This is a genomic window from Sphingobium sp. UBA5915 (genome assembly GCF_002431195.1).
Classification (GTDB): Bacteria; Pseudomonadota; Alphaproteobacteria; order Sphingomonadales; family Sphingomonadaceae; genus Sphingobium; species Sphingobium soli.
In genome coordinates, this window is the sequence record NZ_DJDV01000023.1 from 79,202 (window position 1) to 100,058 (window position 20,857).

The window sequence follows — 20,857 nt, forward strand, 5'->3', positions numbered from 1 at the left end:
CCGCCCTTTGTTGCCGATGCGAACCGATTTGTCACGGGCGCATGCCTTTGGCCTGACGCCGACACCGAAAGTGACAAATGCACGCGATTTCCGCTTGCACGCGCCTATTCCTTCCGTTATTTCTGTTTTTACAGAAAGGAACATCATGTCACTGCTTGACCATCCCGACGCCAAGGCGTTCCTGCTCCATTGGGGCGAGATGGGGACGCAGTGGGGCGTCAACCGGTCGGTGAGCCAGGTGCATGCCCTCCTCTACCTGTCGGACCGGCCCCTGCCCGCGGACGAAATTGTCGACCAGCTCGGGCTCGCCCGCTCCAACGTATCGACGGCACTCAAGGAATTGCAGTCCTACGCCATCGTTCGGCGCGTGCATGTCGAGGGCGACCGGCGCGACCATTTCGTGGCGGAACTGGACCTGTGGGAAATGCTCACCCGCATCGCGGCCGAGCGCAAGCGGCGCGAGATCGACCCGACCATCGCGCTGCTTAATGAATTGGCCCAACGCCTGGCCAAGGACGCCACCTGCCCGCCCCATGTGCGCGAACGCATCACCCGCATGCACGAGTTTCTATCCACCTTGGGCAATTGGTATGAGCAGATGCGCGTGCTGCCCAAGCCCACATTGGTCGCGCTGATGAAGCTGGGCGGCAAAGTCGTCCGCTTCCTGCCCGGCGGAAAGAAGGATGCGAATAGCGGCTAACGCCGACGTGGTATCCGTTTTCACGCCCATTGATTTCTGAATTTACCGAAATTACGGAATATTTGAAAGGAGACGCATCATGGTCGAGACTGCCTATGCCCTCTATCTGGGAATCACCATCGGGATCACCATCTGGGTCGCGCGCACCCTGTCCAAAAATGGCGAAGTGTTTCTGGTCCAGTGTTTTGGCCATAATGCGCAGCTGGCGCGGTCGACCAATCACCTGCTGGTCGTCGGCTTCTACCTCGTCAATATCGGCTTCATCACCCTGACGCTGAGCCTGGGTAAGGAACCCGTCACCTATGCAGACGCGATCCGTTTCCTGAGCGGCAAGGTCGGTCTGGCCGTTATCGTGCTGGGCGGCATGCACTTTTTCAACATGGGCGCGATCGCGCATTTCGGGCGCAAGGTGAATGGCTGGCTGACCGACGGCCATCCGCAGGCCGCTTGACACGCCATGGAGGGGCGGCGGTGCGGCCCCTCCCTTTCGCTGCAGGAGGTCACCATGTATGAACCGCCCAAGACCGCTTTCCGTGGCGCCAGCCGGGCCATTCTGACCGCCGGCCCCTTGTGCGTCGCGCTCAGCCTGGCGGCCATGGCGTATATGGAGTTGCCAGACGCGATCGACCTGGAGCCGGCGGCATTGCTGGGCATTCCGGTAGTCTTGCTCTTCGCCTTGATCTTCGGCCCCTTCGTGGCCTGCTCGCCGATCGCTGCCGGCACCTTCCTCATGCATCATTTGGCCGATCGCTTCGACATCCTGTCCGCCCGGCCGGCCTGGGCGGCGGCGGGCCTGCTGACCGGGGCAGCTTTCGTTTGGGCAATAGGCCTGTTTACCTCATCCGGCACAGTGAGCTTCGCCCTGATCGCCACCAGCGGGGTTTGCGCCTGGCTGTCCCATAGCCGCACCGCCGCCTGAGCCCATAGCGCCTGAACCCTTGGCCTGAGGCGCGGGGACGGGCTATAGCGCTTGCACAGGGCGGGTTTATGCCCCACTGGCGCCCCTCCTCCCCTTTTTAGCAGCTATAATCGAAGTCAGGCGAACCATGTCCCATCATCAGGTGCATATCATTGGCGGCGGGCTGGCCGGGTCGGAGGCGGCCTGGCAGTTGGCGCAGGCGGGCGTCCGCGTGCGGCTGTCGGAAATGCGCGGCGCGGGGGACATGACCCCGGCGCACCAGACGGACGGGCTGGCGGAACTGGTCTGTTCCAACAGTTTCCGGTCCGACGATGCCGACAAGAATGCCGTTGGCCTGCTGCATCAGGAGATGCGGCGGCTGGGGTCGCTTATCATGGCAAGCGCGGAGCCAGCCAAGGTGCCGGCCGGATCGGCACTCGCGGTCGACCGCCATGTATTTTCGCAGGCTGTCACGCGCGCGCTGGCCGAGCATCCCAATATCGAAATCGTGCGCGAACGGATCGACGCGTTGCCGGACGAAGGCATGACGATCGTAGCCACCGGGCCGCTGACCGCGCCGGTGCTGGCGACAAGCATCGGCCAGGCGGCGGGGATGGAGCATCTGGCCTTTTTCGACGCGATCGCGCCGGTTATTCACCGCGACAGCATCGACATGGAGCAATGCTGGATGGCCAATCGCTGGGACAAGATTGGTCCCGGCGGCGGCGAGGGCAAGGATTATATCAATTGCCCGATGGACAAGGACCAGTATCACGCCTTCGTCCAGGGGCTGCTGGACGGCGAGAAGACCGAGTTCAAGGAATGGGAGGCCAACACCCCCTATTTCGAGGGCTGCATGCCGATCGAGGTGATGGCGTCGCGCGGGCCGGAAACGCTGCGCCACGGGCCGATGAAGCCGATGGGCCTCGATAATCCGCGCACTGGCCGCTGGCCTTACGCGGTGGTGCAGTTGCGGCAGGACAATGCGTCGGGCACGCTCTGGAACATGGTGGGCTTTCAAACCAAGCTGAAACATGGCGCGCAGGTGGAGCTGTTCCGCACCATTCCTGGCCTGGAAAAGGCGGAGTTTGCGCGGCTCGGCGGTCTGCATCGCAACACCTTCATTCAGAGCCCCAAGTTGCTGGATGCGACGCTGCGCCTCAAAAGCGCGCCGCATATCCGCTTTGCCGGACAGATGACGGGATGCGAAGGCTATGTCGAAAGCGCGGCCATCGGCCTTATCGCTGGACGCTTCGCCGCGGCCGAACTGCTAAGCCGGGCGATGACGCCGCCGCCGGCCGACACGGCGCTGGGCGCGCTGCTTGGCCATGTGACGGGCAATGTCGCGACCGCCGACTATCAACCGATGAACGTCAATTTCGGCCTGTTTCCGCCGCTGGATGACGTGAAGAAGAAACAGCGCAAGGAAGCCTATACCGCGCGCGCGCGCTCGTCGCTGGGCGCATGGATGGGCGAACTGGAATTGGCTTAAACATATAAACACCGTTCAATTCGAGCTTGTCGAGAACCCTCGCACACCGGTTCTGAACAGGCTCGAACTGAACGGAGAGCCTAGCATGTGCACTTGGGCTTCGGCGTCCGCTTGGGCGCGGTGGTGGCGAATTCGGCGGGGGTAAGCTTGCCATCCTTGTTCGCGTCAGCGCTGGCGAAGCGATCGGACGTCGCGACCGCCCATTCCTCGAAGGACAGCAGGTTGTCGCCATCCTTGTCCAGCGCCTTGAACGCCTTGGTCCGGCTGCCCATCATTTCCAGCCGGGTGATGACGCCGTCGCGGTCCCTGTCATAGCGGGCAAAGCGCTTCTGCTCACGGGTTTGGGGGCTGGCCTCCGCCGGCATGGGCGGCGGTTTTCCCCTGGTATTGGGGTCCCCTTTGGGCAGCGGTTCGATCACGGGCGGCGGCGGCGCGGTGGCCAGTTGCGGCAAGGGAGCCTGGCTCGCGCGGCTCGACCACCAGAAAAGGCCGCCAGCCATCAGCAGCAATGCCGCCATGCCGCCCGCCAGCATTCGCCCCATCGTCGCCCTCCTCCATCCGCGCGCGTCCGCAGCCTAACCCGATGCGTCAGCGCCCGACAAGCGCGATCCGCAACAGCCTGAACGCCAGGCCACGCGGCATTCCACGCGGTGCGCCGCGTCCCTTCATCACATTCTGTCGCGCCAGGGTGAAGGCGATGCGCTGCGGTCGCCAGGCGGTCGGCCAGCGCGCACCGTCGGCCAGCGGCGACAATTCGCTCGCGAGGCGGAGCGATGCGTCGGCGAGCGCCGCCTCCTCAACATGGCCGGCAAGGTCCCACAACGCCCAGACCTGTCCGGCCGCGACCAGCCAGTCGGGCGTGTCGCCGTGCCCGGCAAGAGCACGAAACAGCCCGCCGCCGCGCCCGGCCGCATAGTCGCGCAGCCCCTGCGCGTCGATCTCCGGCTCCACCACCAGCACTTCCCAGCCGTCTATTATCGCAACGAGGCCCGTCGCGGCCATGCCGCCGGTCGCACGAAGCGCGTCCACGACCGGCTCCCCCTGCCCTTTGATGCCGGCCGGGTCGTCGATGACGTCATTCCACCATGCCAGGCGCATCTGACCAATCGCCCGCTCACGCGTCGTGCGCGCGACCTTGGCCAATTGGGCGTCGAAGGCCCAGATTGCCCGATGGCGCGACGCGTCCGCACCGGCATGGGCCGACAGGAGTAGCGGCAGGGGCGTCAGCAGTGATTCGACACTCATGACAGGCCTGCACGGCGGGGCTTTTCGAGGCCGGTTTGCGATATTTTAAGCATTGTCTTCCTAAACAAGTCCCGCGTGCGCACGCAGGAGCGCGCAAATCGCCCAGCCCAAATGCAGGGAATGTCGGGCGTCACATGGGTGATTGCGGACTGATGGGCAAGATGAACACACATCCCCAAGGCTTTATGAGCCGTCTGGCGCGCAACCAGAAGGGCAATGTCATGGCGATGGTGGCCGCCGCCATCATCCCGCTGGCGGCGCTGATCGGCGGCGGGCTGGACATGGGCCGCGCCTATATGGCGCGCGCGCGCATGCAGCAGGCCTGCGACGCCGCCGCCCTCGCCGGGCGCCGGGCAATGACGACATCGTCGATGACCCAGGCCAACAAGGACGAAGCCAAGAAATTCTTCGACTTCAATTTTCCGCAAGGCACGTTTCAGGCCGCGACTTTCACCCCCGTCATCCGCAGCAAGCCGGGCGAAACGACCACCGTGCAGGTGACGGCATCCACCACGATGCCGACCACGGTGATGAAGATTTTCCGCTATGAAACATTGCCTTTGTCGGTGACGTGCGAGGCGCGGTTCGACATCGGCAATACCGACGTGATGCTGGTGCTCGATACCACCGGGTCGATGGCCTATGCCATTTCCGACGGCAAGGGCGGCTCGACGACGCGGCTCGCCGCGCTCAAGCAGGCGGTCAAGGATTTCTACGACACGCTGGGCGCGGGATCGAACAGCACGGGACGCATCCGTTATGGGTTCATGCCCTATAGTTCGACGGTCAATGTCGGCTATCAGCTGCCGACCAACTATCTGGTCGGCGGCATCAGCGGCGAGACATGGGATTATCAGACGCGGCGGCTGCTGACGACCTATGGCACGGCAACCAATGAGACGGGTTCCTGGATTTATACCTCAGGATCGGTTTCGGCACCGACCACCTATAGCAGCACCAGCGGAGGATCGGCTTCGCAATGCGTTGCGCCCGCCAGCGCGACGCCAGTTGTCAATACGCCGACCACGACGACGGCCACGGATCCAGTCACGGGGATCCGCACCACCACCACGGTCACGACGCGGACGACCAATGGCTATACCTATAATGCATCCTACACGGCAGCGGTCACGGGGGGGTGGCAGTGGCAGGGCTGGCAGCTGGTCTATGTCTCCCCGAAGCCAAGCCAGTGCGTCATCACGCGCACCCAGTATAGCAACTATGTCGAGACAAAGACGGACCGGAGTGTGCAGACGCCGCAGAAGAGTTGGGAATATGGCAAATTCCCGCTGACGGTATCATCCTTCATTACCGGCAACGCCGTCGCCAACCCCACCTATGACGCCAGCGTGCCGACCGATTCCAGCGGCAATGTCGTGGCGTCCACATCGACATGGGCGGGTTGCATCGAGGAACGGGATACGGACAGCAATATCACGGCCAGCACATCGACAAGCAGCACCCCGTCAAACGCCCAGGATCTCAACATCGATGCTCTGCCCGATCCGACGCAAAAGGGCACCAAATGGCGTCCGCACTGGCCCGATGTCGAATTCACCCGCAGCGGCAGTTCGTCGGGCACCTGGCTCAACACGCAGTCGCGCAAGGACGGCGGGTGGAACGCCTGCCCCAGCCAGTCGCGCAGGTTGACCAGCTACGCCAATCGGACGAGCACGCCCACTGGCCAGTCGAGCAGCTTCAACAGCTATATCGACAACCTGATCGCGGTCGGCGGCACTTATCATGACATCGGCATGTTGTGGGGCGCGCGCTTCCTGTCGCCCAAAGGCATTTTTGCCAGCGACAACAATAGCGCGCCCAACGGCTTCAACATTTCGCGCCATATCGTGTTCATGACCGACGGCGACATGAGTGCCTATCAGCAGGTCTATGGCGCCTATGGATATCAGCAACTCGATGCGCGGGTGGCGCCGGGAAACACCAGCGATACCGACCTGACCGCGATCCATAACACGCGTCTTCAGATGCTGTGCAATGCTATCAAGGCCAAGGGCATCACCATCTGGGTCATCGGGTTCCGCAACCAGTCCGAAGGAAATATCCAGACCCCCCTGCAAAATTGCGCCACCAGTTCGAACCACTGGACCATGGCCTATGACGCCGCGTCGCTGAGCCAGAAGTTCAAGGACATCGCCAAGAATATCGGCGGTCTGCGGGTGTCGCAATGATCGGGCGGATCGCATCGAAGCTGATGCGCCTGCGCCGCGATGCGCGTGGCGTCACGCTGCTGGAATTCGGCTTTGTCGCGCCGCCGCTCATGCTCACCATCATGGCGATCGGCGACTTGGGCTATCAAGCCTATTGGCACGCCGTCGCCCGCGGCGTCCTTGAAAAGGCCGCGCGCGCCGCGTCCGTCGGCACGCTCAATGGCGCGCAATTCGATGCCTACATCACCCAGCAGATGTCGGCCATCACCGCCAGGAACGCCAGCCCACCCCATATCGTCAAGAAAAGCTATTATAATTTCTCGCGCGTCGGCAAACCGGAGAAGATCACGTCCGATACAGCGCCGCTGGGCGTCTATAATAGCGGTGACTGCTATGAGGACGCCAATGGCAATGGCGTATTCGACACATCGGGCGGGAGCACCGGGCTGGGGAACGCTGATGACATCGTCTATTATGAAGTGACCTTGTCGCAGCCGCGCCTGTTCCCGATGGCCAGGCTGCTGGGATGGAGCGCCACCCAGTCGGTGACGGTGTCGACCATGGTCCGTAACCAGCCCTGGGCCAACCAGACCACGCCCACGATCCGCTGCTCATGACGAGGATGCGCCTGCCCCTGCTCTTGACCCTGCGCCGGTTGCGTCGCGACGATCGCGGCCTGGCGCTGATCGAATTCGCCTTCTCGTTGCCGGTGCTGCTGATCCTGTGCATGTGCGGGCTTGAAGCGGCCAATCTGGCCCTGGCCCATCTGCGGATTAGCCAGATCGCGATGCTAGTGGCCGACAATGCCTCACGCGTGCGCACATCTATCGACGAAGCCGATGTGAATGAAATCATGATCGGCGCCAATCAATCCACGCAGTCGCTCAGGCTTCAGGCGAATGGCCGTATCTTCCTGTCGGACCTGGAACCTAACGGGCTCACCGGGCCGAACGAGGGGCAATATATTCGCTGGCAGCGCTGCTGGGGCAATGGCGCCTTCACGTCCAGCTATGGCGTTGCCGGGAATGGCCAGACCAACGCCAGCATGAAGGACGGCATGGGGCCGGGCACGACGGCCGCGACCAAGGTGAAGGCGATGAGCGGCACTGCGGTCATGTTCGTCGAGGTCGCCTACCGCTATCAGCCGATCGTCAGCAACGCCATCTTCGGACCCAAGGTGATCCGATACTCCAGCGCTTTCAACGTGCGCGAACGCACTGATCAGGCGATCAAGAATGCGGGCAATCTGGCGGCGGCGAACACCGCCCGCTGCACCTGACGCGCGACTGGGCGGCCTGCCGCCCGGCATTTTTCGCTTCCGCCAATATCGGCGCTTCGCTCCATCATCCTGATCTTCGCGCCAGCGCGCGAGCCCCCTACGCGCGTACGAGAACAGGCCATTGCGTCTGGTACGCCTATGAGTCACCGCTCCCGTACAATTCATTGCGGCGGCCGCACATCAAAAATTAGGAAATTACGTCCATATCGCAGGATATTACTCCGGATTGGATGATTATGAACCTGCCGCGTCAGAAGATTACAACTGGGTTGCGCAATGGCTGGCGCAAGGTCAATGAAAGGCTCGCGCCGCTCGCTGGGGACCGCCGCGGCTCCACGTTGGCACTGATGGCCGCAGGGCTCATTCCCGTAATTGCCGCTCTGGGCGCGGGTATTGACGCGGGACGGCTATACCTGGTGAAATCCCAGCTTCAGGCCGGGGTGGATGCGGCCGCTCTGGCCGGCGCGCGCGCCTTTGCCGTGACCGATGGCTCGCCAGCAGCGCGCGACAAGCAGGCGAGCGCCTATTTCTACGGTAATTTCGCGTCGGATTATATGGGCGTCAGCAATTTGCAACTGACGCCAGATTTCAAGACCGTCGGCGGAATCAACGTGACCACCATCACCGCCCGCGCGATCGTGCCCATGACATTCATGCGGATATTCGGGTTTCAGCCGCGCACCATGCAGGCCGTCGCCAAGGCCGAATTGCAGCCGCGCCCCCTGGAGGTGATGGTCGTCCTCGACGACACCGGCTCGATGAAAGCCAACCTGTCGGGCGGCCGGACGCGGATGGTCGCGCTCAAGGAGGCGGCGAATGACTTCGTCGACATCCTTCACCAGGGTGCATCGAGCCGGCGCGATCTCGCCATGGGCTTCATCGGCTATGACGTGACCGTCAATGTCGGCCATTTGCTGCCCGGCAACGCGGTCAAGAAGGTCGAAGGCTTTAACAGCTTTGCCGGTGCGAGCGCCTACGGCCTGTCTGTCCCCAGCCATGCCAGCGGCAATTATCTGGCGTGGAAAGGCTGCGTGATGGCCGATACGACGGTGAAGGACGTGGACAAGAATCGCCTGACGTCGGAAACCGGTGCCTGGGATCTGGTGCGTTCGCTGCCCGGCGAAGGCAGCCATCCGCCCGTAGAGCCTTTTTTCGTGCCGCCCATGTATGTGCCAAACGCGAAGAGCAACTCGGGCGCCGACAACCCTAGCAGCACCTATTATGGCATCTATAACACTGAACCAGGTAATAATCTCTACCGGATCGACAAGTCGGCTTTCGGTGAAATGGGCGCGGACTATCTGGCGCGCACCGAACTCTATCGGCAATATTTCTACGATTATTATGTCGGCTTGAACAATGGCGATGCCAACAAGGCCGACGATGTGGTCCGGCGCCTGGATGGCAGCTATTATACTCCGTCAGCGGCAAATCGCGCCGGCAATGACTGGTATATCGATTGGAAGCGGATACCCAAATATTATGACGGCGCGGTGTGGAAGGACCCGGCGAGCGCGACGGTCAATCCTCTGGGCGGTTCGGTGGATTCCGGCAGCAAGAATACGACGCCGATGCCCTCGCCCAATTGGCAATGTCCCGAAGAGGCCATGCCGCCGCGATATGGACGGATGAAGAGCGAATATCTCAGCCATATCGCAAATCAGCATGGCGCGATCTATCCGGCCAATGGCACGATCCACCATGCTGGGCTGCTATGGGGCTATCGCCTATTGGTGCGGGACGATGTGTTCACACGCGCCAACCCGACCACCGAACGTCCGCGCCGCGCGCTGGTATTCATGACCGATGGCGTGAACGAAATCGGCGAATCCCAAAACGGCTATCTGGACCGCACCTTCACCTGGTACGGTCGGTGGAGCGACTCCCGCATCGCGGCAAACCAGTCAAATTCGGAAACGCAGATGCTGCGCCGCTTCGAAAAGACGTGCGCCAATATCCAGCGGGAAGCAAACCCGCCTGAAATCTACATCATCGCGCTGGTCGCCAACAGTTCCGCCATCGATACGGCATTCAACAACTGCGCGCCCGGCCGTGTATACCGCACCAGCAGCACGGACGAGTTGCGGCGCGCATTCCAGGACGTGGCGGCGGAACTCGTCGACCTCCACCTGATCCAATGAGACATTTCGCCCCCCTCGCCAAAGACCGGTCGGGTGTCTCCACGGTCGAATTCGCCATCATCCTCCCCGCGTTGCTGACGCTCATGTGCGGCGCAATCGAACTGGGACACATGCTGTTGGCGCGCGTCGTGCTGGAAGGCGCAATGACCGAAGCCGCGCGCATCTCGACCGCTTCGCTCGAAACAGCCGAAGCGCAGCGCACGACCCTTATGGAAGAAAGCATCGAACAGGCCATGGGCAATTTCCCCCTGGCCGACGGCGCGCATGTCAGCGTGCAAACGATCGTCTATGGAAATTTCAGCAGCGCGCATCCCGAAACCTATGAGGACGCGAACGCAAACGGCCATTACGACCTGGGCGAATCCTATGTTGATCGCAACGCCAACGGCAAATGGGATGCGGCGACGCCCAAAACCGGAACGCTGGGCGGCCCTGGCGATGTCGTCAGTTACACCGTGCGCTTTCCCAAGCGCATCCTGTTCGGGTTTCTGGGCGCGCAATGGCTGCTGGGCGACAGCATCATGCTGACCGGATCAACTGTTGTCCGCAACGAATCCGTTGTGCGAAGGACCTCCTGATGCGGGTGCCTCACTTTGTCCAAAAGCTGGCGCGGGACCGCAGCGGCCTGGCCCTAGTCGAGTTCGGCCTGGCCCTGCCCCTGTTCCTGGGATTTGTGCTGTCGGGCATCGAAATGGCGAATTACGTCATGGCGAATAACCGGACCCAAAGGCTGACGACCATGGCGGCCGACCTTGTGGCGCAAAGTGGCGCGGGCGCGATCGGCACCAGCGAAGCGCAGATTTACGATCTGTTTTCGGCCCTCGATCTGACGGCGCAACCGTTCGACCTGCGCAATCATGGCCGCATCGTGATCACCGCGGTCAAGGGCACCGACACGAATGCGGACAATGTGGTCGAAAGCCGCATCCTGTGGCAGAGGTTCGACGGCAAATATGTCGTGAGCCCGGAGGTCGGCTGCATCCAGTCGACCAGCCTCGCCACATTGCCGGGGAACCGGACATTGGCGCTGGATGAGCTGCTGTTTCACGTGCAGGTCACCTATCGGTATCAGCCGGTGTTCAGCAGCGCGCCGTTCCGGATGTTCTCCCTACCGGTCGATTTTTCGCGCCACGCCATGTTCCGCGCACGATCGACCCAGTTCCAGACGCCGGCGGCGGATTCGCGCTTTCCACCCAAGAATAAGTGCGCATCCGTCACCGGGTTGTGACGGATCGAAAAAGGGCGACCCCGGCGGGGCCGCCCTTCCCGTCCTACTTGTAGCAGACCTTCTTGGCCGCCTCGACCACGCGGGCCGCGTCGATCAGCGCGGCCTTTTCCAGGTTCGCGGCATAAGGCAGCGGCACATCCTCATTGGTGACGCGCAGCACCGGGGCGTCGAGGTCGTCAAAGCCCTTTTCCATCACGACCGCCGCGATTTCCGAGGCGATAGAGCAGGTCGGCCAGCCTTCTTCGACCACCACGATGCGGTTGGTCTTCTTGAGGCTTTCCAGCACGGTGGCGGTATCGAGCGGACGCAGCGTGCGCAGGTCGATGACTTCGGCGTCAATCCCCTCACTCGCCAGCGTTTCGGCCGCTTCAAGCGCTACGCCGACGCCGATCGAATAGCTCACCAGCGTCACATCCTTGCCCTGCTTCATGATCCGCGCCTTGCCGATCGGCAGGACATAATCATCGAGCTTGGGGACGTCGAAGCTGCGGCCATAGACCAGTTCGTTCTCCAGGAACACGACCGGGTCTTCCGAGCGGATCGCAGCCTTGAGCAGCCCCTTGGCGTCGGCTGCGTCATAGGGCGCGATGACGATGAGGCCGGGGACGGACGCATACCAGGGGCCGTAATTCTGGCTGTGCTGCGCGCCGACGCGGCTTGCCGCGCCGTTGGGACCGCGAAACACGATCGGGCAGCGCATCTGGCCGCCGGACATATAGTTGGTCTTGGCCGCCGAATTGATGATGTGGTCGATCGCCTGCATGGCGAAATTGAACGTCATGAATTCGATGATCGGACGCAGACCACCCATGGCGGCGCCGGTGCCGACACCGGCAAAGCCATATTCGGTGATCGGCGTGTCGATAACCCGCTTTCCGCCAAATTCGTCGAGCAGACCCTGCGTGACCTTGTAGGCGCCCTGATATTCGGCGACTTCCTCACCCATCACGAAGACGCGCTCATCCTTGCGCATCTCTTCGGCCATGGCATCGCGCAACGCTTCGCGCACCGTCGTCTTGACGAATTCGGTGCCTTCGGGAATGGCCGGATCCTGCACGGCGGGCTTGACCTCGGCGGCCAGATTGGCGGTGCCGCTTTCGGGCTTTTTGGGCGCGCCGGGTGACGCCTCGGCCTTGGCCGGCGGCGCGCTTTCCTCGGCCTTGGGCGCCGGCGCGGCATCCTCACCGCCCTCGCCCGCCATTTCGGCGATGACGGTGCCGACCTTCACGCCTTCCGATCCCTCGGCCACCATGATCTTGCCGATCTTGCCTTCATCGACGGCTTCGAATTCCATCGTCGCCTTGTCGGTTTCGATCTCGGCGAGAATGTCGCCGGACTTGACCTCATCGCCTTCCTTGACCAGCCATTTGGCCAGCGTGCCCTCTTCCATCGTCGGCGAGAGCGCCGGCATCTTGATTGCGATACCCATTAATATTGCTCCACCAGCACGTCGGTATAGAGTTCAGCCATGTCGGGTTCGGGCGAGGTTTCGGCGAAATCGGCAGCCTCGCTCACGGTCTTGCGGATGTTCTGGTCGATGCTCTTGATCTCGTCTTCGCCGACGCCAGCCTCGATCAGATATTTCTTCACGCCCTCGATCGGATCGCTGGTGTCGCGCATGGACTGCACTTCCTCACGCGAGCGATATTTGGCCGGGTCGGACATGGAATGGCCACGATAGCGATAGGTCTTCATTTCCAGCAGAATGGGACCGTTGCCGCCCTGCACCCATTTGAGCGCTTCCTCGGTCGCGCCGCGCACAGCGAGCACGTCCATGCCGTTGACCTGAATGCCGGGAATACGGAAGCTTTCGCCGCGACGATAGAGCTGATCCTCTGAGGAGGCGCGATTGACGCTGGTGCCCATGGCGTACTGGTTGTTTTCAATGACGAAGATGATCGGCAGCTTCCACAGTTCAGCCATGTTGAAGGCTTCGTAGACCTGGCCCTGGTTGGCCGCGCCATCGCCGAAATAGGCGACGCACACGCCGCCATCGTCATTATATTTGTGCGCGAAGCCCAGGCCCGCGCCCAGCGACACCTGCGCGCCGACGATGCCGTGGCCGCCGTAGAATTTATGCTCGACGCTGAACATGTGCATCGAACCGCCCTTGCCGCGCGAGATGCCGGCTTCGCGGCCGGTGAGTTCGGCCATGATGATCTTGGGATCGATGCCATAGGCGAGCATGTGCCCATGATCGCGATAGCCGGTGATGACGCTGTCCTTGCCGGGCTTGAGCGCCGACTGGATGCCGACCGCGACCGCTTCCTGGCCGATATAGAGGTGACAGAAACCGCCGATCAGACCCAGGCCGTAAAGCTGGCCGGCCTTTTCCTCGAAACGGCGGATCAGAACCATCTGCTTGTAGAAGTCCAGCAATTCGTCCTTGCTGGCTTCGTAATCCGAGGGCGTTTCGGGGCGCGGCCGATTATGGTCCGCTCCGGCGGGTGCAGCCGCCTGTGCCTTTGCACTCGAAGCACGCGGCGTCGTTGATTTCGCCAAGGCTGTTATCCTTTTGCGTGGGTAGGATGGAAGGAAGCCCGATATAGCGACAGGGTTGCATAGTTTGCAACTGCACACACTACGGAATCCGGGCAAAATCCATAGCTGACACGGTGAATTTATGGCCCGATCCAACGCCGGTCGCGTCGCTTCCGCACATCGTGGCAGCAAAATTACGGATTGCCGGCTTGGCACGCAAATTCGTTGCGCCGGGTACCGGCTCCGCATGGAATCGCTGTATCAGTTGAGCGGCACGATCACTTCATCATGATGAATGACGCCCAGCTGGCGGCGAACCAGCTCGTCAGCGAGATCGGGATCGACCCGGCGCGGATTGAGCGCGTCCACCCGGTTGCGCAATTCCGCGCGCGCCTGCTGCGTCTTCTTAAGCTCCAGCTTCGCGCCATGCAGCTGGCGACTATAGTCACCCCAGGCGAGCACGCCATTCGACCCCAGCACCACATAGCCGGCAAAGGTCAAAAGCAGCAGCAAGGCGATCGCAGGCCCAAAGGCCGACACCAGCAACAGTCTGAGTTTCGCGATATGCGCCATGGCCTAGTGGAATCACAGCGAAAGCCCGGCCGCAAGCGAAAAATATTCAACTTGCGGCCAGCCGATCATTTCAGGCATGAAAGCCCCGGTTCAGCGGAAGATCGAACGCCCCGCATAGACCGCCATATCCCCCAGTTCCTCCTCGATGCGGATAAGCTGGTTATATTTGGCAAGCCGGTCGGACCGGGCGAGCGAGCCGGTCTTGATCTGCCCGCAATTGGTTGCGACGGCCAGATCCGCGATGGTCGCATCCTCGGTTTCCCCAGAGCGATGCGACATGACCGCGCTGTAGCGCGACCGGTGGGCGAGATCGACGGCGGCAAGCGTTTCGGTCAGCGTGCCGATCTGGTTGACCTTGACCAGCAGCGAATTGGCCAGCCCCTTGCCGATGCCCATGGCAAGGCGCGCGGGGTTGGTCACGAACAGGTCGTCGCCGACCAGCTGAACCTTGTCGCCAATCTTGTCGGTCAGCGCCTTCCAGCCTTCGAAATCATCCTCGCCCATGCCGTCCTCGATCGACCGGATCGGGTAGTCGGCGCACAAGGCAGCGAGATAATCGGCCATTTCCACCGGCGAAAGCGACAAGCCTTCGCCCGAAATCTCATATTTGCCGTTCTTGAAAAATTCAGTCGCGGCGCAGTCCAGAGCCAGCACAACGTCGTCGCCCGGCTTGTACCCGGCCTTTTCCACCGACAGCATGATGAAATCGAGCGCATCGCGGGTCGAGGCGATATTGGGTGCGAAGCCGCCTTCGTCGCCGACCGAGGTCGCAAGCCCCTTGTCGTGCAGGCCCTTTTTGAGCGTATGGAAGATTTCCGATCCGATGCGCACGGCGTCGGCGATGCTGTCCGCACCGACCGGCATGATCATGAATTCCTGAAAATCGATGGGGTTATCGGCATGTTCGCCGCCATTGATGATGTTCATCATCGGAACCGGCAGGACATGCGCGCTGACGCCGCCGACATAGCGATAGAGCGGCAGGCCGCGTGCATCGGCAGCGGCTTTCGCGACCGCCAGGCTGACGCCCAGAATTGCATTGGCGCCCAGGCGCGATTTATTGTCGGTGCCGTCGAGATCGATCATCGCGGCATCGACTTCGCCCTGATCCTCTGCATCCAGTCCGATCAGTTGCTCGGCAATCTCGTCATTGACCGCCGCAACCGCCTGGAGCACGCCCTTGCCCAGATATTTCGTGTTGTCGCCATCGCGTTTTTCCACTGCTTCATAGGCGCCGGTCGATGCCCCTGACGGCACGGCCGCGCGGCCAAAGCTGCCATCTTCGAGCATGACGTCGACTTCGACGGTGGGATTGCCGCGGCTGTCGAGAATCTGGCGGGCGTGAATGTCGAGAATGGCGGTCATGATCGCTCCTGAAATGAAGGGCCTGCATCGCGGCCGGTCGCCGATTTCGCGCTCCGCTTAGCCAGCGACCGCACCAATGGCAATGCGGGGCTTGCACCCGCGCAAAAAATGCCGATGGTCAAAATGTAACGGCAACGGAACTGTAGTCGCCCGCGAAGCATTAGGGGCTCGAACACCTGCCGACACACTGTATCGAAAGGGAGAAACAGGACGATGGTCGACACCCCCGAAACGCCGCCCGCCAAGCGCGGCCGCAAGCCCGCTGCCGACAAGCCCGCAAAGGCCAAGCCCGCCAAGACCGTCATCACTCCCGAACCGGTCGAGGCGGCGCCGATGAAGCTGGCAGCGACGCAGGCAACCGCTGACGAAGGCAGCAACGGCGCGGAGAGCAAATGGAGCGCGCAGATCGCTCCCATCAAGGCGCAGGCTGAAAAGGCCGCCAAGACCGCCAAGGAAAAGATCAATTCGGTGGATTGGAAAGCCCATGTCGATCCGTTGAAAGACCAGGCGGGCAAGACCGCCAAGTCGGCGGCGATCGTCGCAAAGGACAAGACGGGCACCGCGATGCAAAGCCTGGCCAAGCTGATTTCCGACACCGCCGGCACCGTGGACGCCAAACTTGGCCCGCAATATGGCGATTATGCGCGCCAGGCCGCCGAACAGGTTGCTGGCGCCGGGACCGCACTGGAAGGCAAGGATGTCGATCAGCTGATGGACGAAGCGCGCGATTTCGTGCGCAAGAGTCCGGCCGTGGCGATAGGCGCCGCCGCCGTCGTCGGTTACGTCCTGATGCGTTTGGCCAAGGGTTCCGACGACAAGGCCTAAGGCTATGGGCCCGCGCATGGCGGGCCTGCTCATTCCCGCGCAGCGGAGGGTATATTGATTGAAGAGCCAGCGGAAACGGCGGTCACGCCGCATACCGAGGGGCCCGAAGAGGCTGCGCGGCAGGAATCGGTAGGGGAGGCGTTCAAGCGGGTCTATGAAGACGCGCGCGCCTATGCCGCTGCCGAGGCGGAGAAGCAGAAGCTGCGTCTCGGCCTCATCATGGCCGGCGTTCGAAATGCAGCGATATTCGGCATCGCTGCCTTCCTGATGATTTTCGCCAGCCTGGTTGCGCTTCTTGTCGGTTTGATCCACGTGTTTGAGCCGATGATTGGTCCGCTCGGGGCGGCTCTGGCCGTATTTGCGGCCGGGATCATCGTCGCCATAGTTTTGCTGCTGCTCGCGAAGGGCTGTATCAGCCGGATGAAGAAGGCGATTGCGCCATGACGCCGGCCGAGATCGCCTACCGCGCGGCCGTCGCCAATGCCGATGCGCAACGTGCGCGCCTTGTGGACAGCGCGCAGGCCGCTAAAGCCCGCATTTCTCCCGCGCGCTTGAAGCAGGATGCAAAGGACAAGGTCACCGCCACTGCACTGGACGGCGTCGCCTATGTCGGTGCGAAGGTCCAGCAGCGCCCCATAGCGGTCACCGCGGCCGTCGGTGCGCTCGGCCTATTCATGGCCCGTCGCCCGATCACGGCACTTTTGCGCCGCTTATACGTTCGCTTCCACGACAGACATAGACAATTCGGAGATTGAGTGATGGCCGATATTCGCGCACAGATTTCCCGCGCCCGCGAGGCCGCTAATGACGCGGCGACCAACGCGTCTGACCGCATCCGCGAAACCAGCGGAAAGGCGCGCGACAGCGCGGGCGAGTTGATCAACAGCAGCCGGGAAAAGGCTGGCGACGCCTATGCCGACGCCCGTGACAGGACGCAGCGCGTCGCGACGCGCGCCAATCAGATTGTTCAGGATCATCCCGTCATGGCGGTTGCAGGCGCGGTTGCCGCTGGCGCACTGGTCGCATGGATGTTCCCGAAAAGCCGCCGCGCGATGAAGGCGCTTCCCGGACTGGCCACAACATTGGGCGCTCGCGCAGTCGAAGCGGCAGCCGCTGCCCGTTCCGCCGCGGCCGACGAAGCAGATATCGTAACGCACAAGGCCGGCGGCGTTCTGACGAAAGCCAAGGCCTTTGCGGCGCAGGGGGCGGACAGCTTGCGTCATCGCGCTGACGATGCGTACAGCGCGGCGAGTGATGCCGCATCGTCAGCGCGCGAAAATCTCGCCGCTGCCGACCTCAGCGCCAAGGCGTCCAGGCTGGCCGATGACGTCACCGCGCTGGTGGTTGCTAAGGTCGATGCGATCAGCGACGCGGTTAAGGCGCGGTTGCCCAAAAGCTAATCGCGATTGCGCTGAACGCAACAGGGCATCCCGTCCCTCTTCTTGGCGGATCGCGGAGACGATGCTAAGGCTCCGCGATCATCCAAGGGAGAATAGATAACGCCATGAGCAAAATGCATCTGGTGATGGGCGGTCGCGTCAAGGATCCGCAGACGTTGGAATTTCAGGATCTGAACCAGGTGGATCTGGTTGGTGTCTATCCTGATTATGCGTCGGCCGAAAAGGCGTGGCGGGGCGCGGCGCAGCGGACGGTTGACGATGCTGAAATGCGCTATGTCATCGTGCATCTGCACCGCTTGCTGGAACCCGAACTTCCTACCGCCTGAGCCGGCAGCTCAAAGAATTTTCGCCCGTTCGATCGCCAAGGTCGAACGGGTTTTTCTTGTTCAGTGAACGGCGCGCGGTTTCTTGCGAAAACGCCAGCGCAGCAATGGACGAGTGAGGGCAAGCCCACCCAGAAACCCGCCGATATGCGCCGCAATCGCGATCTGGCCCAGCGCGCCGGCGCCCCCGGACGTAGCAACGCCGATCATCAACTGGATCGCGATCCATCCGGCGGCTAGCCATAAGACGCGCACCAGATTTGCGGACAGCGGACCGACCTTGCGCACCTGCTGCTGGCTATAGAGCAGCGAATAGGTAGCGATGATCGCGGAAATGGCGCCGCTGGCGCCGACCATTGGATTGGTGGAAGCCGGATCGACCAGATATTGCGCCAGACAGGCCGCATAGGCCCCGACGCCATACAGGATGAGCGTCCCGCTCCACCCCAGCACATGCTCCACCTGCCGGCCGCAGAAAACCAGCATCAGCATGTTGAAGCCGATATGCAGCCACCCGGCATGGACCAGGGTGCAGCTGAGCGGCGTCAGCCAGGCAGGCACGGCGGCCATGCCCGCGAGCAGGCCCGGGTCGCCGAACCGTGCGGGGATGAAGCCGCCAAGGATCGCGGCGTCCTCGACCCGATTGGCGGCGATCAGCGCCAGGAAGACGGCGACGCTGATCGCCGCCAGTCCATTGGTGGCGCGGCCCGACGGCAGGCGCACGGGGTCAGAGGAACTCGATCTTGTCGACCAGGTAGAATTTGTCACCCGATGGGACAGACACTTCCACCTCATCGCCGACTTCACGGCCGATCAACGCGCGGCCAAGCGGGCTGGAATAGCTGATCATGCCGGCCTTGGCATCGGCTTCGGCCTGACCAACGATCTGATATTTCACCGGCTTGTCGTCTTCGTCCATCAAGGTGACGGTCGCGCCGAAAATAATCTTGTTGCCCGACAGGGTCTTGGGATCGATGACCTGCGCACGCGACAGCTTGTCTTCCAGATCGTTGATCGTCGCTTCGACCTGACCCTGACGCTCCTTGGCGGCATGATATTCCGCATTTTCCGAAAGGTCGCCATGGGCACGGGCTTCCTCGATGGCGTCCACGATCAGCGGCCGTTCGGCCTTCAATTCGCGGAGCTGCGCGTTGAGCTTGTCATAGCCCATTTGCAGCATCGGCATCTTCTCGACGGTCGCCATTCCTGTAAATCCTTCGTCAAAACTTCCCTTTGGCGGCCCCGGCATAGGGCCGCCCCGCATCGTCATTCCTGTGCAGGGGATCAGGCGTGCGACCCGGGATAATAGGATTGGAGCGAGCGCACTTCAAGGGCGCGACTGCGCAAGGCTTCGATCGCGTCCGCCGCGGCGACGCTGGCGGCCGCCGTGGTAAAGCTGGCGATCTTGGCGCGCAGCGCCGATGTACGGATGGCCTTGCTGTCCTTCAACGACTGCCAGCCTTCGGTCGTGTTGAAGATCAGCTGCACGTCGCCATCGGTAATCCGGTCGACGATATGCGGCCGCCCTTCGGCCACCTTGTTCACCCGTTCGACGGCGATGCCCTGCCCTTCCAGATAGCTGGCGGTACCGCCGGTGGCGATGATGGTGAAGCCCATGGCCGCCATCTTCTGTACGGCGGGCAGGATCACCGGCTTGTCGCTGTCCTTGACCGACACGAATACGGTGCCACCGGTCGGCAACACCGTGCCAGCACCCAGCTGCGCCTTGGCGAAGGCTGTTGCAAAATCCCTATCGATTCCCATGACTTCGCCGGTGCTCTTCATCTCCGGTGAGAGCACCGGATCGACGCCGGGGAAGCGCGCGAAGGGGAAGACGGCTTCCTTGACTGCGATATGGTCGATCGCATTACGGTCGATCGTCGGCAAGTCCTTGAGCTTCTCGCCCGCCATGACGCGGCTGGCGATCTTGGCGATGGGCGTGCCGATCGCCTTGGCGACGAAGGGCACGGTGCGGCTGGCGCGCGGGTTGACCTCGATCAGGTAGACGACGCCGTCCTTGACCGCGAACTGGATGTTCATGAGGCCCCGCACGGACAGTGCGCGGGCCAGCACATCGGCCTGCCGCTCGATTTCCGCGATGATGTCGGCCGACAGGCTGTAGGGCGGCAGCGAACAGGCGCTGTCGCCCGAATGCACGCCCGCTTCCTCGATATGCTGGAGCACGCCGGCCACGACCACATCGTCGCCATCGCACAGCGCGTCGACATCGACCTCGACCGCGTCGCGCAGATATTGGTCGATGAGGACCGGCGAGTCGCCCGACACCTGCACCGCGGTGGCGATATATTCCTCCAGCTGCGCCTGCCCGTCGACAATCTCCATCGCGCGGCCGCCCAGCACATAGGATGGGCGCATCAGCACCGGGTAGCCGATGCGGTTGGCGACGGCGATCGCCTCCTCCCGGCTGCGGGCGATGCCGTTGGCGGGCTGCTTCAATTTGAGCTTGTCGATCAGCGCGGCGAAGCGTTCCCGGTCTTCGGCCAGGTCGATGGCATCGGGGCTGGTGCCAAGGATCGGCACGCCTGCGTCCTCCAACGCCTGCGCCAGTTTGAGTGGGGTTTGCCCGCCAAACTGCACAATGACGCCCGCCAGCGTGCCCGCCGACATTTCGACGCTCAATATCTCCAGCACATCCTCGGCGGTCAGCGGCTCGAAATAGAGGCGATCCGATGTGTCATAGTCGGTCGAGACCGTTTCCGGGTTGCAGTTGACCATGAT

General features: G+C 62.4%; 24 protein-coding genes. 15 read left to right on the forward strand and 9 right to left on the reverse strand.

Translation table 11 applies throughout. The annotated features are described in order from the left end of the window. Positions 1-145: 145 nt before the first annotated feature. The 4 genes from B2V90_RS03560 (at position 146) to trmFO (ending at position 3,090) form a co-directional block, all read left to right on the forward strand. On the forward strand, positions 146-700 hold the full coding sequence (locus B2V90_RS03560; RefSeq protein ID WP_228220302.1) for a GbsR/MarR family transcriptional regulator: 555 nt from the start codon (positions 146-148) through the stop codon (positions 698-700). A gap of 79 nt (positions 701-779) precedes the next feature. Beyond that, entirely contained in the window at positions 780-1,151 is a 372-nt protein-coding gene (locus B2V90_RS03565; protein WP_228220303.1) for a hypothetical protein, read from the forward strand. A gap of 54 nt (positions 1,152-1,205) precedes the next feature. Next, positions 1,206-1,619: a hypothetical protein gene (locus B2V90_RS03570; protein ID WP_228220304.1), complete on the forward strand. Its 414-nt coding sequence runs from the start codon at positions 1,206-1,208 to the stop codon at positions 1,617-1,619. Positions 1,620-1,746: 127 nt separating this feature from the next. Further along, complete coding sequence (gene trmFO / locus B2V90_RS03575) at positions 1,747-3,090, forward strand: methylenetetrahydrofolate--tRNA-(uracil(54)-C(5))-methyltransferase (FADH(2)-oxidizing) TrmFO (protein WP_228220305.1); 1,344 nt, start codon at positions 1,747-1,749, stop codon at positions 3,088-3,090. Positions 3,091-3,170: 80 nt separating this feature from the next. On the opposite strand, the gene B2V90_RS03580 is transcribed toward trmFO, so the two are convergent. Together B2V90_RS03580 and B2V90_RS03585 are read right to left on the reverse strand one after the other, a co-directional pair. After that, positions 3,171-3,632, reverse strand: coding sequence for an EF-hand domain-containing protein (locus B2V90_RS03580; protein WP_228220306.1), 462 nt, complete (start codon positions 3,630-3,632; stop codon positions 3,171-3,173). Between the two features lie 46 nt (positions 3,633-3,678). Beyond that, positions 3,679-4,335 carry a hypothetical protein gene (locus B2V90_RS03585; RefSeq protein WP_228220307.1) on the reverse strand — a complete coding sequence of 219 codons (657 nt, stop codon included), beginning with the start codon at positions 4,333-4,335 and terminating at the stop codon, positions 3,679-3,681. Between the two features lie 161 nt (positions 4,336-4,496). On the opposite strand from B2V90_RS03585, the gene B2V90_RS03590 reads away from it, so the two are divergent. The 6 genes from B2V90_RS03590 (at position 4,497) to B2V90_RS03615 (ending at position 11,151) form a co-directional block, all read left to right on the forward strand. After that, positions 4,497-6,524 carry a TadE/TadG family type IV pilus assembly protein gene (locus B2V90_RS03590; protein ID WP_228220308.1) on the forward strand — a complete coding sequence of 676 codons (2,028 nt, stop codon included), beginning with the start codon at positions 4,497-4,499 and terminating at the stop codon, positions 6,522-6,524. Continuing rightward, complete coding sequence (locus tag B2V90_RS03595; protein WP_009821436.1) at positions 6,521-7,120, forward strand: TadE/TadG family type IV pilus assembly protein; 600 nt, start codon at positions 6,521-6,523, stop codon at positions 7,118-7,120. Before B2V90_RS03590 ends, B2V90_RS03595 begins: the two co-directional genes overlap by 4 nt. Then, positions 7,117-7,782 carry a hypothetical protein gene (locus tag B2V90_RS03600; protein ID WP_037542166.1) on the forward strand — a complete coding sequence of 222 codons (666 nt, stop codon included), beginning with the start codon at positions 7,117-7,119 and terminating at the stop codon, positions 7,780-7,782. The genes B2V90_RS03595 and B2V90_RS03600 overlap by 4 nt, the downstream gene beginning before the upstream one ends. Positions 7,783-8,018: 236 nt before the next feature. Then, positions 8,019-9,923, forward strand: a complete 1,905-nt coding sequence (locus B2V90_RS03605; RefSeq protein ID WP_293919687.1) for a TadE/TadG family type IV pilus assembly protein — start codon at positions 8,019-8,021, stop codon at positions 9,921-9,923. Continuing rightward, on the forward strand, positions 9,920-10,501 hold the full coding sequence (locus B2V90_RS03610) for a TadE/TadG family type IV pilus assembly protein (RefSeq protein WP_228220310.1): 582 nt from the start codon (positions 9,920-9,922) through the stop codon (positions 10,499-10,501). The genes B2V90_RS03605 and B2V90_RS03610 overlap by 4 nt, the downstream gene beginning before the upstream one ends. Beyond that, positions 10,501-11,151, forward strand: coding sequence for a TadE/TadG family type IV pilus assembly protein (locus B2V90_RS03615; RefSeq protein ID WP_009821432.1), 651 nt, complete (start codon positions 10,501-10,503; stop codon positions 11,149-11,151). Before B2V90_RS03610 ends, B2V90_RS03615 begins: the two co-directional genes overlap by 1 nt. Positions 11,152-11,194: 43 nt before the next feature. On the opposite strand, the gene B2V90_RS03620 is transcribed toward B2V90_RS03615, so the two are convergent. The 4 genes from B2V90_RS03620 to eno form a co-directional block, all read right to left on the reverse strand. Continuing rightward, positions 11,195-12,580, reverse strand: a complete 1,386-nt coding sequence (locus tag B2V90_RS03620) for a pyruvate dehydrogenase complex E1 component subunit beta (protein ID WP_228220311.1) — start codon at positions 12,578-12,580, stop codon at positions 11,195-11,197. Further along, positions 12,580-13,653, reverse strand: coding sequence for a pyruvate dehydrogenase (acetyl-transferring) E1 component subunit alpha (gene pdhA / locus B2V90_RS03625; protein WP_009821430.1), 1,074 nt, complete (start codon positions 13,651-13,653; stop codon positions 12,580-12,582). Before pdhA ends, B2V90_RS03620 begins: the two co-directional genes overlap by 1 nt. Before the next feature lie 240 nt (positions 13,654-13,893). Next, a complete protein-coding gene (locus B2V90_RS03630; RefSeq protein ID WP_009821429.1) occupies positions 13,894-14,205 on the reverse strand; it encodes an FtsB family cell division protein in 312 nt (103 codons plus the stop codon). 90 nt (positions 14,206-14,295) lie between these two features. Next, positions 14,296-15,570: a phosphopyruvate hydratase gene (gene eno / locus B2V90_RS03635; protein ID WP_228220312.1), complete on the reverse strand. Its 1,275-nt coding sequence runs from the start codon at positions 15,568-15,570 to the stop codon at positions 14,296-14,298. 213 nt (positions 15,571-15,783) lie between these two features. On the opposite strand from eno, the gene B2V90_RS03640 reads away from it, so the two are divergent. From B2V90_RS03640 to B2V90_RS03660, 5 genes are all read left to right on the forward strand, one after another. After that, on the forward strand, positions 15,784-16,395 hold the full coding sequence (locus tag B2V90_RS03640) for a hypothetical protein (RefSeq protein ID WP_228220313.1): 612 nt from the start codon (positions 15,784-15,786) through the stop codon (positions 16,393-16,395). A 54-nt stretch (positions 16,396-16,449) separates the two neighbouring features. Further along, positions 16,450-16,839 (forward strand): hypothetical protein, encoded by a 390-nt coding sequence (locus tag B2V90_RS03645; RefSeq protein WP_009821425.1) that lies wholly within the window; start codon positions 16,450-16,452, stop codon positions 16,837-16,839. Then, on the forward strand, positions 16,836-17,150 hold the full coding sequence (locus B2V90_RS03650; RefSeq protein WP_228220314.1) for a hypothetical protein: 315 nt from the start codon (positions 16,836-16,838) through the stop codon (positions 17,148-17,150). Before B2V90_RS03645 ends, B2V90_RS03650 begins: the two co-directional genes overlap by 4 nt. Before the next feature lie 3 nt (positions 17,151-17,153). Beyond that, on the forward strand, positions 17,154-17,795 hold the full coding sequence (locus tag B2V90_RS03655) for a hypothetical protein (RefSeq protein ID WP_228220315.1): 642 nt from the start codon (positions 17,154-17,156) through the stop codon (positions 17,793-17,795). Between the two features lie 104 nt (positions 17,796-17,899). Then, positions 17,900-18,121, forward strand: a complete 222-nt coding sequence (locus B2V90_RS03660) for a DUF4170 domain-containing protein (RefSeq protein WP_009821422.1) — start codon at positions 17,900-17,902, stop codon at positions 18,119-18,121. 60 nt (positions 18,122-18,181) lie between these two features. On the opposite strand, the gene B2V90_RS03665 is transcribed toward B2V90_RS03660, so the two are convergent. From B2V90_RS03665 to carB, 3 genes are all read right to left on the reverse strand, one after another. Beyond that, positions 18,182-18,841, reverse strand: coding sequence for a rhomboid family intramembrane serine protease (locus tag B2V90_RS03665; protein ID WP_228220316.1), 660 nt, complete (start codon positions 18,839-18,841; stop codon positions 18,182-18,184). Between the two features lie 4 nt (positions 18,842-18,845). After that, positions 18,846-19,322 carry a transcription elongation factor GreA gene (greA, locus tag B2V90_RS03670; protein WP_009821420.1) on the reverse strand — a complete coding sequence of 159 codons (477 nt, stop codon included), beginning with the start codon at positions 19,320-19,322 and terminating at the stop codon, positions 18,846-18,848. 80 nt (positions 19,323-19,402) lie between these two features. Beyond that, positions 19,403-20,857: carbamoyl-phosphate synthase large subunit (gene carB, locus B2V90_RS03675; protein ID WP_293919690.1), on the reverse strand; the 1,455-nt coding region annotated here is incomplete at its 5' end.

Bases quoted from the DNA above. Each gene is read 5' to 3' on its own strand.
- B2V90_RS03560 (WP_228220302.1), top strand. From the start codon at position 146: ATGTCACTGCTTGACCATCCCGACGCCAAGGCGTTCCTGCTCCATTGG.
- B2V90_RS03565 (WP_228220303.1), top strand. From the start codon at position 780: ATGGTCGAGACTGCCTATGCCCTCTATCTGGGAATCACCATCGGGATC.
- B2V90_RS03570 (WP_228220304.1), top strand. From the start codon at position 1,206: ATGTATGAACCGCCCAAGACCGCTTTCCGTGGCGCCAGCCGGGCCATT.
- trmFO (WP_228220305.1), top strand. From the start codon at position 1,747: ATGTCCCATCATCAGGTGCATATCATTGGCGGCGGGCTGGCCGGGTCG.
- B2V90_RS03580 (WP_228220306.1), bottom strand. From the start codon at position 3,632: ATGGGGCGAATGCTGGCGGGCGGCATGGCGGCATTGCTGCTGATGGCT.
- B2V90_RS03585 (WP_228220307.1), bottom strand. From the start codon at position 4,335: ATGAGTGTCGAATCACTGCTGACGCCCCTGCCGCTACTCCTGTCGGCC.
- B2V90_RS03590 (WP_228220308.1), top strand. From the start codon at position 4,497: ATGAACACACATCCCCAAGGCTTTATGAGCCGTCTGGCGCGCAACCAG.
- B2V90_RS03595 (WP_009821436.1), top strand. From the start codon at position 6,521: ATGATCGGGCGGATCGCATCGAAGCTGATGCGCCTGCGCCGCGATGCG.
- B2V90_RS03600 (WP_037542166.1), top strand. From the start codon at position 7,117: ATGACGAGGATGCGCCTGCCCCTGCTCTTGACCCTGCGCCGGTTGCGT.
- B2V90_RS03605 (WP_293919687.1), top strand. From the start codon at position 8,019: ATGAACCTGCCGCGTCAGAAGATTACAACTGGGTTGCGCAATGGCTGG.
- B2V90_RS03610 (WP_228220310.1), top strand. From the start codon at position 9,920: ATGAGACATTTCGCCCCCCTCGCCAAAGACCGGTCGGGTGTCTCCACG.
- B2V90_RS03615 (WP_009821432.1), top strand. From the start codon at position 10,501: ATGCGGGTGCCTCACTTTGTCCAAAAGCTGGCGCGGGACCGCAGCGGC.
- B2V90_RS03620 (WP_228220311.1), bottom strand. From the start codon at position 12,580: ATGGGTATCGCAATCAAGATGCCGGCGCTCTCGCCGACGATGGAAGAG.
- B2V90_RS03630 (WP_009821429.1), bottom strand. From the start codon at position 14,205: ATGGCGCATATCGCGAAACTCAGACTGTTGCTGGTGTCGGCCTTTGGG.
- eno (WP_228220312.1), bottom strand. From the start codon at position 15,570: ATGACCGCCATTCTCGACATTCACGCCCGCCAGATTCTCGACAGCCGC.
- B2V90_RS03640 (WP_228220313.1), top strand. From the start codon at position 15,784: ATGGTCGACACCCCCGAAACGCCGCCCGCCAAGCGCGGCCGCAAGCCC.
- B2V90_RS03650 (WP_228220314.1), top strand. From the start codon at position 16,836: ATGACGCCGGCCGAGATCGCCTACCGCGCGGCCGTCGCCAATGCCGAT.
- B2V90_RS03655 (WP_228220315.1), top strand. From the start codon at position 17,154: ATGGCCGATATTCGCGCACAGATTTCCCGCGCCCGCGAGGCCGCTAAT.
- B2V90_RS03660 (WP_009821422.1), top strand. From the start codon at position 17,900: ATGAGCAAAATGCATCTGGTGATGGGCGGTCGCGTCAAGGATCCGCAG.
- greA (WP_009821420.1), bottom strand. From the start codon at position 19,322: ATGGCGACCGTCGAGAAGATGCCGATGCTGCAAATGGGCTATGACAAG.